The organism is Micromonospora sp. NPDC049049 (genome assembly GCF_040649115.1).
Taxonomy (GTDB): Bacteria; Actinomycetota; Actinomycetes; order Mycobacteriales; family Micromonosporaceae; genus Micromonospora.
In genome coordinates this window covers 10,382-23,065 of record NZ_JBEZEX010000046.1, presented here as the reverse complement: position 1 = coordinate 23,065, position 12,684 = coordinate 10,382, and the positions used below count along the sequence as shown (strand labels likewise).

The 12,684-nt window shown below is 71.2% G+C and carries 11 protein-coding genes; 4 read left to right on the top strand and 7 right to left on the bottom strand.

Features of this window, described 5'->3' with window-relative positions; genetic code table 11:
* Window positions 1-44 precede the first annotated feature (44 nt).
* From AB0B68_RS30100 to AB0B68_RS30085, 4 genes are all read left to right on the top strand, one after another.
* Entirely contained in the window at window positions 45-530 is a 486-nt protein-coding gene (locus AB0B68_RS30100) for a hypothetical protein (protein ID WP_357264260.1), read from the top strand.
* Window positions 531-709: 179 nt separating this feature from the next.
* Window positions 710-1,039, top strand: a complete 330-nt coding sequence (locus AB0B68_RS30095) for a hypothetical protein (protein WP_355005034.1) — start codon at window positions 710-712, stop codon at window positions 1,037-1,039.
* Window positions 1,036-1,539 (top strand): universal stress protein, encoded by a 504-nt coding sequence (locus AB0B68_RS30090; RefSeq protein ID WP_357197403.1) that lies wholly within the window; start codon window positions 1,036-1,038, stop codon window positions 1,537-1,539. The genes AB0B68_RS30095 and AB0B68_RS30090 overlap by 4 nt, the downstream gene beginning before the upstream one ends.
* Window positions 1,536-2,009 carry an SAV_915 family protein gene (locus AB0B68_RS30085; protein WP_357264257.1) on the top strand — a complete coding sequence of 158 codons (474 nt, stop codon included), beginning with the start codon at window positions 1,536-1,538 and terminating at the stop codon, window positions 2,007-2,009. Before AB0B68_RS30090 ends, AB0B68_RS30085 begins: the two co-directional genes overlap by 4 nt.
* On the opposite strand, the gene AB0B68_RS30080 is transcribed toward AB0B68_RS30085, so the two are convergent.
* From AB0B68_RS30080 to kdpF, 7 genes are all read right to left on the bottom strand, one after another.
* Entirely contained in the window at window positions 1,910-3,925 is a 2,016-nt protein-coding gene (locus tag AB0B68_RS30080) for an FAD-dependent oxidoreductase (protein WP_357197410.1), read from the bottom strand. The genes AB0B68_RS30085 and AB0B68_RS30080 overlap by 100 nt on opposite strands.
* A gap of 102 nt (window positions 3,926-4,027) precedes the next feature.
* Window positions 4,028-4,708 (bottom strand): response regulator, encoded by a 681-nt coding sequence (locus AB0B68_RS30075; protein WP_355005030.1) that lies wholly within the window; start codon window positions 4,706-4,708, stop codon window positions 4,028-4,030.
* On the bottom strand, window positions 4,705-7,254 hold the full coding sequence (locus tag AB0B68_RS30070) for a DUF4118 domain-containing protein (RefSeq protein ID WP_357197414.1): 2,550 nt from the start codon (window positions 7,252-7,254) through the stop codon (window positions 4,705-4,707). The genes AB0B68_RS30075 and AB0B68_RS30070 overlap by 4 nt, the downstream gene beginning before the upstream one ends.
* A gap of 74 nt (window positions 7,255-7,328) precedes the next feature.
* Window positions 7,329-8,210: a potassium-transporting ATPase subunit C gene (locus tag AB0B68_RS30065; RefSeq protein ID WP_357197417.1), complete on the bottom strand. Its 882-nt coding sequence runs from the start codon at window positions 8,208-8,210 to the stop codon at window positions 7,329-7,331.
* Window positions 8,210-10,405 (bottom strand): potassium-transporting ATPase subunit KdpB, encoded by a 2,196-nt coding sequence (gene kdpB / locus AB0B68_RS30060; RefSeq protein ID WP_357264254.1) that lies wholly within the window; start codon window positions 10,403-10,405, stop codon window positions 8,210-8,212. The genes AB0B68_RS30065 and kdpB overlap by 1 nt, the downstream gene beginning before the upstream one ends.
* Before the next feature lie 20 nt (window positions 10,406-10,425).
* Window positions 10,426-12,081: a potassium-transporting ATPase subunit KdpA gene (gene kdpA / locus AB0B68_RS30055; RefSeq protein WP_357264251.1), complete on the bottom strand. Its 1,656-nt coding sequence runs from the start codon at window positions 12,079-12,081 to the stop codon at window positions 10,426-10,428.
* Window positions 12,081-12,170 carry a K(+)-transporting ATPase subunit F gene (gene kdpF / locus AB0B68_RS30050; RefSeq protein WP_036410889.1) on the bottom strand — a complete coding sequence of 30 codons (90 nt, stop codon included), beginning with the start codon at window positions 12,168-12,170 and terminating at the stop codon, window positions 12,081-12,083. The genes kdpA and kdpF overlap by 1 nt, the downstream gene beginning before the upstream one ends.
* Window positions 12,171-12,684 lie beyond the last annotated feature (514 nt).

The window sequence follows — 12,684 nt, the reverse complement described above, 5'->3', positions numbered from 1 at the left end:
CCTCCTCGTACGCCGATCTTGGTCCGCCGGGAACGCTACTCCCCGTGTCCGCCCGGCCCGCAGCTTCCCCGAGCCAGGGCGCCGAGGTGGTGCTGCCGGTCCGCAACCCTGCCAAAGGCGCCGCCGCGCTGGACGCCGTACGGGCCGCCGCACCGGGCGCCGTCGTGTCGACCCGGCAGCTGGACCTCGCTTCGCTGGACTCGGTGGCCGCGCTGGCCGACACGCTGCTGTACGCGTCCGGTCCCAACCTGGGCCGCAGCCGGCCCTCGCTGCACCACACGGTGATGAGTCGGCTGGCCCGTTGGGGCTTCCTGGTGCACTCGGTGGAGGCCGGGCTGCGCCCCGCCCTGTACGCGGCCACCAGCCCGCAGGCGCAGGGCGGCCGGTTCTACGGCCCGGACGGGCTGGGTCAGTTCACCGGAGCGCCGACCGAGTTGACCGTCTACCGTTCCGCCCGGAGCATCGACGACGCCGCCCGCCTCTGGGCCGTCTCGCAACGGTTGGTGGGCGTCGGGTTCTCCGGCAACTGACCGGAAAGCGCACCGCGTGAACGCGGCGTCAAGATTTGGCGGTGGCCCGTCGAAACGGCGTATCGACTGGCGCACCGCCGTCGCCCGGTGGTGACGATGGGTCCATGAGTCCTTGGCGGATGACACGCTGGGAACGCGGAGGACCGCCACCCGGCACAGACGGCGACCCCGGTGAGACCGTGACCGGGGCGAGCGAGCCCGAGCGGCGGCACGAGGCGCTGGTGAGCGTCCGGCTCGGTCCATCCGCGCCGGGCAGTCACCTGGTGGAGTACCTGCGGCACGAGCCGTGCGCGGTCGCGGCGTGGTGGATCGCCGCCGACGTCGACGCCGTGGTCCGTCTCTCCGCCGGCAGCATCACAGTGCTGCACCGCGCCGTGGCCGACCTGCGCCTGCGCGCCGGGGTGGAGGTGGTCGAGGCCAACTACATCCTGCGCGCGCTCGACCTGATCACGCCGACCGACCCGCGTACCGCGACCGACGCCCCGGCCTGGGTGGTGTCCGCCGCATGAGCCGCCCAACCCAGCCCCACCGGATCGTGGTCGGAGTCGACAGGTCGTTCGCCGGAATGCAGGCATTGAGGCGCGCGATGCAGTTGGCCCGCCGCGACGGAGCGCAACTGGACGCCGTCCGCGCCTGGGTCTTCGCGCCGACGTGGCGGCCCGGCACCCTGACCTGGCGCTGGCAGGACGAGTGCGACAGGGCGGCCCTGGTCTACCTGCGCGGCGTCTTCGACGCGGCGCTCGGCGGCCTGCCCCGGGACGTGACAGTGCGGCTGGTGGCGACCCAGGGGTACGCCGGGCAGGTGCTCGTCGACCACGCGGATCGGGAGTCCGACCTGCTCGTCGTCGGCAGCCCGGATCGCGGCCGGTTCGGTAGGTCGCGCGGGAACGTCACCCGGTACTGCGTGACGCGCGCGTCCGTGCCGGTCGTCGCGGTTCCCGCGCCGTCCTGGGCACGGGCCGCGACGATCCGCCGCTTCGCCCACGACCTCGAACGATTCAGCCGATGACCACCGCAACCGCCGCAACCGCGGCACGAACGGGAAGGACCAACCCGACAATGGACGAGGCCCCGATAATCTTCGCCGTTCCGGTGCGCGACCTGCCGGGACGGCTGGTGCGGACGGTGCGGACCGGCCGCTCCCCACAGGGGCAACGGGTGGGCATCGCCTTCACCAGACCCGAGCTGCTGGTCGCCGCCATGGGCGCGGAGCAGCTCTGGGAGGAGCTGTGCGAGTCGGCACTGCGGGGCATGCTGCGCCCGCTCGGGATCGAGGTGATCCAGGTCGACCCGCTGCTGGTGGCACCGCCGCTCGACCCGAGGACCGCCGCCCGCCCGGAGACCGCTGCCCGCCCGGAGACCGCCGCCGTTTCGAGCGGTCAGGCCCGGACGAAGCGCACCGCGTCGGCGATCACGTGGCCGTCGGTGTCCTCGGTGCGGATCAACACGCTCCCCTCCGTGCCCGCCGTGAACGGGTAGGTGCCCAGCGGCACCCACTGACCCCCGGACTGCCGCTGGTCGACGGTCCGGGTGACCAGCCCTCCGGAGTACGCGATGTCCACCGGCACGTTGCTCGCCCGGTTGGGGTCAGCGGTCCAGCGCAACTGCACCGTCCACGACCCGGAGACCGGTAGCGTCGGGCGAAACCGCAGCCGGTTGACGCCCTTGGCGGTGTTGCCGTCGTGCTCGTAGTCCCCGCCGTAGTAACCACCGATGCTGGTGCTGCGCAGCCACGTTCCGGCCCGGGTGATCCCGCTGGTCGACGCGTTGTCCAGGATCACCTCGCTGGTGGAGCCCCACTCCAGCACCGCGCCGTCCTGGCGCAGCCGGGTCTGGAGGGCCGGCACGGAGACGGCCTGCACGGCGAAGTTCCCGGCGAGGGCCAGGGACGCCGCGGTGGCCGCGGCCTGCCCGAGGATCATGAACACGGGTTCCATCCGGATCGAGCCGTAGGCGATGTGACTCGCCGAGAGGCAGACCGGCACCAGCAGGTTGGCGCAGTGCGCCTCGTGCGGCACGATCGCGCGGTAGCTCACCGGGTACGGCGCCGGCACACCGATCTGCACATCGCCCTCGTTGCGCGCCTTGCCGTCGACGACCACCCGCTGACAGTTGTGCGAGTCCATCGTGTAGCTGGCCAGGCCCACCGAGTCGGTGGCGCGTACCCGGCCCCGGCAGTCGGCCTCGGTCATCACGTACGCGGAGACCATCCGGCGGGCCTCGCGGATGTAGAGCAGCGGCGGCCAGCCGCCCGTGGCGGTGAACTCGTCCACCGGCAGCCCCCACCGGGCCGTCGAGTCGCGAACCGACGCCGGCAGTCGGCTGTCATTGGCCAGGAACCACATCAACCCCTGCTGGTACGTGCGGTGCTCCGCGATGATGCTCTCGCGCGTCGCCCAGCTCGCCGTCGGGTACGCGTAGTTGAAGCCGATGTTGTCGGTCGACACGGCACCGTTGTTGTTGGAGTCGGTCTTCCCGCCACCGACCGAGTGGGTGGTGAAGTACGGTCCCGCGTAGCCGGCCTGGATGTGCCGCAGCAGCAGCTCGTACCGGACGGGGTCGTAGCCGGACGGCTTGCCGAACGGGATCCGGTTGGCCGCCTGGGTCAGGCACATCCGGAAGCAGTACGCCTGGATCCTGTCGTCGCCGCTGCCCTGCGGGGCGAGCGGGGTGGCGGAGATGCCCGGCAGCAGCCCGCTGGTGGGCGAGCCGGCCGTCACGTACGGGTCGACGGGGTAGGCGAACTGGTGGGTGTTGCGTGACTGCACCCCGTTGATCGTCTCGCCGTAGGTGTCGTTTGGCTCCCGCCCGACGGTGAACCCGACGCCGGCCATGGCCAGCAGATCGCCCTCGTAGGTGGCGTCGACGAACACCCCGCCCCGGTAGATCGACCCGTCCTCGGTACGCAACTCGGTGATCCGGTTCCCGGTTCGGCCCAGGCCGGCCAGCCGGGCGTCGACGACCACCGGCACGCCCGCCTCGGCCAGCATCTCGGCGAAGACGGCGGTGGCGACGTGCGGTTCGAAGGTCATCCGCAGCGGCGACGTCGACGTGAGGGTTCCGCCGTGGTACTTCACGTACACCCGGCGGTAGAACTCGGCGGCGAGCCCGCCGATGGACGCCTGGACGCCGGTGTCGGTGGCGCCCAGCCCGGCGGTGCTCAACCCGCCGACGTGACCGGTGGGCTCCACCACCACTGCGGTGCGGCCGAGCCGGCGCATGGTGATCGCGGCGGCCAGCCCGCCGGAGGTGGCGCCGTAGACGACAAGGTCGGCGGTGGTGACGGCGGCTCGGGCGGGGGCGGCCCGGAACGGGTCGGTGAGACCGGCCAGGACGAGGCCGGCACCGCCGGCGACCAGCAGCCGACGACGGGACAGGGGCAGAGGCACGGACACGGCGGGCTCCCGAGGGGTAACCGGTGGAGGGGACGGTTACAGAAGCACGCCGCTGCCGCTGCGAGCGAAATTCTTCAATCTCTTCAGGCGGGTGTCAACGGTTCAGGGCCGGTAGCGGTAACCCATTCCCGGCTCGGTGATGAGGTGGCGAGGGCGGGCCGGGTCGTCCTCCAGCTTGCGCCGCAGCTGGGCCAGGTACTGCCGCAGGTAGTTGGTCTCGTTCTGGTATTCCGGCCCCCACACGTCCTGGAGGAGCTGACGTTGGCTGACCAGCTTGCCGGGGTGACGCAGCAGCTTCTCCAGCACGCTCCACTGGGTGGGGGTCAGCTTGACCTCGGTGCCGTCGTCGCGCCGCACGCTGTGGTCGGCCAGGTCGACTGTGTGCTGGCCGATCCGCAGGGCCGGCACCGCCTCGCTGGGCCCGCCGAGACGGCGGGTCACCGCGCGGATGCGGGCCAGCAGCTCCTCCACCCCGAACGGCTTGGTGACGTAGTCGTCCGCGCCCGCGTCCAGCGCGGCGACCTTGTCCTCGCTGCCGGCCCGACCGGAGAGCACGATGATCGGCACTGTGGTCCACCCGCGCAGGCCCCGGATCACCTCCACGCCGTCGATGTCGGGCAGGCCGAGGTCCAGCACCACCAGGTCGGGCGGGTGGCTGGCGGCGGCCTTCAACGCGGCGGCCCCGGTGCCGGCCACGTCCACGTCGTACCGGCGGGCGCGCAGGTTGATGTGCAGGGCACGCAGGATCTGCGGTTCGTCGTCGACGACCAGGATGCGCGTCATTCCTGCGGCCCCTCCGAGCTGGTCGGCGCGGCGGGCAGCCGCAGCACCATGGTGAGCCCACCGCCGGGCGTGGTCTCCGGGGTGATGCTGCCACCCATCGCCTCGGCCAACCCCCGGGACAGCGCAAGACCGAGACCGACACCCGTCTGGTTGTCCCGGTCGCCGAGACGTTGGAACGGCAGGAAGACGTGCTCCCACTGGTCCTCCGGGATGCCCGGCCCCCGATCGATCACCCGCAGCTCAACCTGGCCGGCGTGGGCGCTCGCGGTGATCGTGGGCGGCTGACCGGGCGGGCTGTACCGCAGCGCGTTGGCGACGATGTTGACAAGCACCCGTTCCAGCAGGCCCGGGTCGGCGGTGGCGGCCGGCAGGTCGGCCGGAATGTCAGTGCCAACCGTCGCGGCCACCGGGCCAAGTTCGTCAAGCGCCAGGGGTACGGCGTCCTCCAGGCCGATCGCTGTCGCCGAGATGCCCAGCACGCCCGCCTGGAGCCGGCTCATGTCCAGCAGGTTGCCGACCAGCCGGGCGAGCCGGTCCAGCGACTCCTCGGCGGTCTCCAGCAACTCCTCGCGGTCGGACTCGTCGAACTCGATGTCGTGGCTGCGCAGGCTGGTCACGGCCGCCTTCGCGGACGCCAGTGGGGTACGCAGATCGTGGCTGACCGCCGCGAGCAGCGCGGTGCGCATCCGGTCGGCGGCGGCGAGGGGCCGGGCGGTGGCGGCCTCCTCGGCGAGCCGTTCCTGGCGCAGCGCGACGGCGGCCTGGGCGGCGAACGCCTCGACGATGCGCCGGTCGGCCGCCTCCAACCGCCGGCCGCTGAGCACGACAGTGATCCGCTCGTCGACCGGGACCGCCGTCTCGCCGGCGTCGGGTGTGCACGCCGGCTGCTCGCCGACGCTCGCCACCACGCACCAGGCGTGCTCCTCGCGGGCCCGCTCCGGTCGCCCGCTGGCCTCCTCGGCCAACTCCAGCACGCTCACCGCGCGGAGCCCGAAGGTCTCCCGGAGCTGATCGAGCAGGGCGGGCAGCGGACGTTCGCCGCGCAGCACACCACCGGCGACGGCGGCGAGGGTCTGCGCGTCGGCGGCGGCCCGCGCGGCCTCCCGGGTACGCCGGGCGGCCACGTCGACGATCCAGCTCACGGCCAGGGCCACCCCGACGAAGACGGCCAGGGCGAGCAGGTTGTCCGCCTCGGCGATGGTGAGCGTGCGGAAGGGCGGGGTGAAGAACCAGTTGAGCAGCAGCGAGCCGCCGAGCGCGGCGACCAGGGCCGGCCACACCCCGCCGACCAGCGCGACCCCGACCACCCCGGCGAGGAACAGCAGGATGTCGTTCGTCAACGTCAGGTCGGGCAGGGTCTTCAGCAGCACTGTGAGCAGCGGCATGCCCAGCACCGCCAGACCGAAGCCGAGCAGCCGGCGGCGTCGGGACAGCGCGGCCGGCACGGCCGCCGCCCTCCGGCCCTTGCCGGCCTGTTTGTGGGTGACCAGGTGCACGTCGATCGAGCCGGAGAGCGCTGTGGTGGTCACCCCGACACCCCTTGCGAAGACCTGCGCGAGGCGACCCCGCCGGCTGGCCCCCAGCACCAACTGGGTGGCGTTCACGCCCTGGGCGAAGTCCAGCAGCGCGGCCGGCACGTCGGTGCCGAGCACCTGGTGGTACGTGCCGCCCAGGCTCTCCACCAGCACCCGTTGCCGGGCCAACTGGGCCGGGTCGGCCCCGGCCAGGCCGTCGCTGCGGGCCACGTGCACGGCGAGCAGGTCGGCGCCCTTGCTGCGGGCCGCGACCCGGGCGGCGCGGCGGATCAGCGTCTCGCCCTCCGGGCCGCCGGTCAGCGCGACCACCACCCGTTCCCGGGCCTCCCAGGTGGCAGCGATGCCCTGCTGGCTGCGGTAGCGGTCGAGCTGCTCGTCGACCTTGTCGGCCAGCCAGAGCAGCGCCAGCTCGCGCAGCGCGGTGAGGTTGCCGACCCGGAAGTAGTTGCCCAACGCGGCGTCGATCTTGTCGGGTCGGTAGATGTTGCCGTGCGCCATCCGCCGGCGCAGCGCCTCCGGGGTCATGTCGACAAGCTCGACCTGCTCGGCGGCGCGGACGATCTCGTCCGGCACGGTCTCCCGCTGGGTGGTGCCGGTGATCTGCGCGACGACGTCGTTCACCGACTCCAGGTGCTGCACGTTGACGGTGGACAGCACGTCGATCCCCGCGTCGAGCAACTCCTGGACGTCCTGCCAGCGCTTGTCGTGCCGGGAACCGGGCACGTTGCTGTGCGCCAACTCGTCGACCACGGCGATCTGTGGTCGGCGGGCCAGCACCGCGTCCAGGTCCATCTCGGTGAACTCCGCGCCGCGGTAGTCGATGGTCCGGCGGGGCACCTGCTCCAGATCACCGAGCATCGCGGCGGTGTGTTGACGGCCGTGGGTCTCCACGAAACCGATCACCACGTCGGTGCCGCGCGTGGCCCGCCGCTGGGCCTCCTCCAACATGGCGTACGTCTTACCGACGCCGGGGGCGGCCCCCAGATAGATGCGCAGTTCTCCGCGTGGCACGGGGACCATCCTCCCTGGTCAGATCGGCGGGCGGGGCCGCGCCCGGTGGGCACGGCCCCGCCCCGCGCGCGTGCTCAGCGTGCGGCGAACTGCTTGTCGAGCGCGAGGTTGAGCTCCAGCACGTTCACGCCGGGCTCACCCATGAAGCCGAGCGCCCGCCCGTCGGTGTGCTCCTTGACCAGCTTGCGGACCGCCGCCGGGTCCGCGCCGCGCTCCCGCGCGACCCGGTTCACCTGCAACTCGGCGTACGCCGGGCTGATCTGCGGGTCGAGGCCGCTGGCGCTGGCGGTGACCGCGTCGGCCGGCACCGCCGGGTCGGCGGGCGCGTCGCCCCGGATCGGGGTGACCACCCCGCCGGCGGCCACGTAGTCCTCGCCAGGCTGGGCCGGCTCCACCGTCACGCCCTGGTACTCGCTGACGAACGGCGTGGCCGGGGCTGCCTGGTTGACGCTGACCACCCGGGTGACCGGGCCAGTCAGACCGTCGGCGCGGAACACCGCGAGCACGGCGCCCACCCCGTCGTCGGTGCAGTACGGGCGCCGGCCGTCGACGCCGTTGAGTTCGCCGACCGACTTGCTGCGCCCACACACCTGGGTGAGCAGGCTCTCGCTGGATTCCTCCGGGTCGGTGGCGATGGTGTCGACAACGCTCTCCGGGCCCAGGTTGCTGGCCGAGGTGGAGGTCGGGTCGTAGCCGTCGCCAGCGGCGGAGGGGCGGGACTGGAAGTACCGGGCGATCGGGTTGCCGTCCGCGTCGGTGAAGGACTGGCCGATCAGCGCGCTGCCGACAACCGTCCCGCCCGAGGAGATCAGCGAACCGTCGGTCTTGTGGTTGAGGCCGGGTAGCTGACCGAGCGCTACCAGGGCCAGCGGGTAGACCAGGCCGAGCAGCACCGTGAAGACGAGTACGGCGCGCAGCGCGGCGAGGTGTTGGGCGATCCAGGTGGGTAGGCGCATCACGAAATCCCCGGGAAAAACTGGATGAGCAGGTCGATGATTTTGATCCCGATGAACGGCACGATGATGCCGCCCAGCCCGTAGACCAGCAGGTTGCGGCTGAGCAGCTTCGACGCGGCGGCCGGCCGGTACCGCACGCCCCGCAGGGCGAGCGGGATCAGCGCGATGATCACCAGGGCGTTGAAGATGACAGCGGACAGGATCGCCGACTCCGGGCTGGCCAGCCGCATGATGTTCAGCGCGTCCAGGCTCGGGTAGAGGCCGGCGAACATGGCCGGGATGATCGCGAAGTACTTCGCGATGTCGTTCGAGATGCTGAACGTGGTCAGCGCGCCACGGGTGATCAGCAACTGCTTGCCGATCTCCACGATCTCGATCAGCTTGGTCGGGTCGGAGTCGAGGTCGACCATGTTGCCGGCCTCCTTGGCGGCCGACGTGCCGGTGTTCATGGCCACCCCGACGTCGGCCTGGGCGAGCGCCGGCGCGTCGTTGGTGCCGTCACCGGTCATCGCGACCAGCCGACCGCCCTCCTGCTCCCGCTTGATCAGCGCGAGCTTGTCCTCCGGCGTCGCCTCGGCCAGGAAGTCGTCCACCCCGGCCTCGTCGGCGATCGCCTTCGCGGTACGCGGGTTGTCGCCGGTGATCATCACGGTGCGGATGCCCATCCGGCGCATCTCGTCGAACCGTTCGCGCATGCCGGACTTGACGACGTCCTTGAGGTGGATGACGCCCAGCGCGCGGGCGGGCGCACCGTCGACGTGCTCGGCGACCACGAGCGGGGTGCCGCCGGTGCCGCTGATCGCGTCCACGATCTCGCCGACCTGCTCGGTCGGGTGACCGCCGTTCTCCCGTACCCACTTCATGACCGCCGCCGCGGCGCCCTTGCGGACCCGGCGGGCCGTGCCCACCGCGCCGGCGTCCACGCTGGCGTCCGGGGTGAGGTCGACGCCGCTCATCCGGGTCTGCGCGGTGAACGGTACGAAGGTGGCGTGCGGCATCACGCCGGGCTCGCGCTCGCGCAGCCCGAACTCGTTCTTCGCCAGGACGACCACCGAGCGCCCCTCCGGGGTCTCGTCGGCCAGGCTGGACATCTGCGCGGCGTCGGCCAACGTCGCGGCGTCGACCCCCTCGACCGGAACGAACTCGGCGGCCTGCCGGTTGCCCAGCGTGATGGTGCCGGTCTTGTCCAGCAGCAGGGTGTTGACGTCGCCGGCCGCCTCGACGGCCCGGCCGCTCATGGCCAGGACGTTGCGCTGGACGAGGCGGTCCATGCCGGCGATGCCGATGGCGGAGAGCAGCGCCCCGATGGTGGTGGGGATCAGGCAGACCAGCAGCGAGACCAGCACGACCCCGGTGACACCGGAACCGGTGATCGCCCCGCTGTCCGGAGCGGCCGCCTGGTACGCCTTGGAGAAGATGGCCAGCGGCTGGAGGGTGACGACGGCCAGCAGGAAGATGACAGTGAGCGCGGCGAGCAGGATGTTCAGCGCGATCTCGTTCGGCGTCTTCTGCCGGTTGGCACCCTCGACCAGGGCGATCATCCGGTCGATGAAGCTCTCCCCGGGCTTCTGGGTGATCTTCACGATGATCTGGTCGGAGAGCACCTTGGTGCCACCGGTGACCGCGCTGCGGTCGCCGCCGGACTCCCGGATGACCGGGGCCGACTCGCCGGTGATGGCCGACTCGTCGACGCTGGCGATGCCCTCGACGATGTCACCGTCACCGGGGATGATGCCGCCCGCCTCGACGAGCACCACGTCGCCCTGACGCAGGTCCGGCGCCGGCACCGCCTCGTCGCGGTAGGTGTTGGCCCGCGCGCCCGGCTTCCAGTCGATCAGCCGGGTGGCGATGGTGTCCTTCTTCGCCTGCCGCAGGGTCGCGGCCTGGGCCTTGCCCCGACCCTCGGCGACCGCCTCGGCCAGGTTGGCGAAGACCACCGTCAGCCAGAGCCAGATGGTGATCGCCCAGGCGAACACCGACGGGTCGGCCACCGCCAGGACGGTGGTGAAGGCCGCACCGACCTCCACGATCAGCATCACCGGGTTGCGCCACATCGTGGCGGGGTTCAGCTTGCGTACCGCGTCCGGCAGGGACCGGATCAACTGCTTGGGGTCGAGCAGCCCTCCACCGATCCGGTTGCCCTGGGTGGCGGGCGTACCGGGGAGTTGCTCTGTTGGGGCGGACGTGACGGACATGTCCTCGTTCCTCATGATGGTCAGAGCCCCTCTGCCAGCGGACCGAGCGCGAGCGCGGGCAGGAAGGTCAGCGCGACGAGGACCACGGTGACGCCGACGACCATGCCGATGAACAGCGGTCGATGGGTCGGCAGAGTGCCCTCGGACGCGGGGGTGGGTGCCTGGCGGGCCAGCGAGCCGGCCAACGCGAGCACGAAGATCAGCGGCAGGAACCTGCCCAGCAGCATGCACAACCCGAGCGCGGTGTCCCACCAGGTGGTGTTGACAGTGATGCCGCCGAACGCCGAGCCGTTGTTGTTGCTGGCCGAGGTGAACGCGTACAGCACCTCGGAGAGGCCGTGCGGGCCGACGTTGAGCGCCGTCGAGTTGTTGCCGGTGCCGAACGCCGCCGCCGTACCGACGAGCACCAGGATCGGCGTGATCAGGAAGTAGAGCGAGGCGAACTTGATCTCGCGGGACCCGATCTTCTTGCCCAGGTACTCGGGAGTACGACCCACCATCAGCCCGGCCACGAAGACCGTGATCACCGCGAGGATGAGCAGGCCGTAGAGCCCCGAACCGGTGCCGCCCGGCGCAACCTCGCCGAGCATCATGTTGACCATCGTCATCATGCCGCCGAGCGAGGTGAACGAGTCGTGGAACGAGTTCACCGCACCGGTCGAGGTGAGCGTGGTGGCGGCGGCGAAGGTGGCCGAGTTCGACACGTCGAACCGGACCTCCTTGCCCTCCATCGCTGCGCCGACCGCCTGCGGCACAGTGCCGTGGCCAGCCAGCTCGAAGATGTTGGTGATGGCGACGCTGAGGAACGCGAGGATGCCCATCACCGCGGCGATGGCGTAGCCCTGCCGGTTCTGCCCGACCATCCGGCCGAAGACCCGGGGCAGGCTGAACGGGATCAGGAAGATCAGGAAGATCTGCAGCCAGTTCGTCCAGGTGGTCGGGTTCTCGAACGGGTGCGCGCTGTTGACGTTGTAGAAGCCGCCACCGTTGGTGCCCAGCTCCTTGATCACTTCCTGGCTGGCGACCGGACCACCGGTGATGGTCTGGGTGCCGCCGGTCAGCGTGCTCACGTCGGTGCCGGCGGACAGGTTCTGCACCGCCCCGCCGATCATCAACGCGATGGCGCCGAGCACCGCGATCGGCAGCAGGATCCGCAGCGTGATCCGGGTCAGGTCGACCCAGAAGTTGCCGAGCTGCCCGGTACGGCTGCGGGCGAAGCCGCGTACCAACGCGACAGCCACCGCGATGCCGACCGCCGCCGACACGAAGTTCTGTACGGCCAGACCGGCCATCTGCACCAGGTGGCCCATCGTCGACTCACCCGAGTACGACTGCCAGTTCGTGTTCGTCACGAACGACACGGCCGTGTTCCACGCGCCGTGCGGCACCACCGGGTCGAACCCGAGCGACAACCACAGGTGGTTCTGCACCCGCTGGAACAGGTACAGGAACAGGATCGAGACCGCGGAGAACGCCAGCACGCTGCGGGCGTACACGCCCCAGGTCTGCTCGGCTGCCGGGTTGACCCCGACCAGTCGGAAGATGCCCCGCTCGACCCGGGACTGCTTGGTGCCGGAGACCGCCCGGAACATGTAGTCGCCGAACGGCTTGTATACGGCGACCAGGGCCGCCACCAGCGTCAACACGAAGATGACGCCCGCTGTTGTCATGGTCATCAGAAGCGCTCCGGAAACAGCAGGGCGAACACCAGGAACGCCCCCAGGACGACCGCGAGCACCAGACCGACGGCGTTTACCGCGTTCACAGCTTCTCCACCGCCCGGACCACCAGGGCGAGCACTGCGAACAGCACCACCGTCAGGACCACGAACACCACGTCAGACACGCTGACTCCTCAGCCGGAAAGGTTCGTCGCGACCGCCTTCCGGTCGCGCCGGGCAATCAAAGCCCCACCACCCGCCGAACGGCAGGGGTCATAACGCGACCATGACGGGGGCGAACCCTTTCTTGACGTGGTTTTCACGCCCGCCCACTGAACAGGTGAAATGCGGCACAAACCCTCGGTGGTCCGGGGGGTCGAGATCAGTTGTCCACCCCTTTGCTCTGCACCCGCGGAGGCACCAGCTACGGACCGTGAGTGTCGCCTCCGCGGGTGCAGAGCAAAGGACGCACGAGACCGTGCGCGACCCCGATGGGGTGACGCACTGCGCGGCGGCGCGGCGCAGGGGCGGAGGGGCGGAGGGGCGGAGGGGCGGAGGGGCGGAGGGGCGGAGGGGCGGAGGGGCGGAGGGGCGGAGGGGCGGAGGGGCGGAGGGGCGG